Source organism: Anaerovorax odorimutans (genome assembly GCF_024459955.1).
Taxonomy (GTDB): Bacteria; Bacillota; Clostridia; order Peptostreptococcales; family Anaerovoracaceae; genus Hominibacterium; species Hominibacterium odorimutans_A.
Genome location: NZ_JANFXK010000265.1, coordinates 1 through 213 on the forward strand (window position 1 = coordinate 1; position 213 = coordinate 213).

Genomic DNA, 213 nt, shown 5'->3' on the forward strand with positions numbered 1-213 from the left:
CATAAACGGCTTGCTTTGGAAGCAGGCGAAGATCCTGTCCGCAATACGATGGACTATTACTTAGAATCGATCAAAACGATTTACAGCATCAAACATAAAAACGGCGCGATCCGCCGTGTCAATATTAATATTGCGGCTACGACAGTCGATAATTACCGCCTGCTCAAAGAAGCCGGCATCGGAACGTACATCTTGTTTCAGGAAACATACCAT

At 44.6% G+C, this 213-nt stretch carries 1 pseudogene; it reads left to right on the forward strand.

Annotated elements, in window-relative coordinates:
* A pseudogene (locus NE619_RS18725) lies at positions 1-213 on the forward strand ([FeFe] hydrogenase H-cluster radical SAM maturase HydG); the annotation flags it as partial.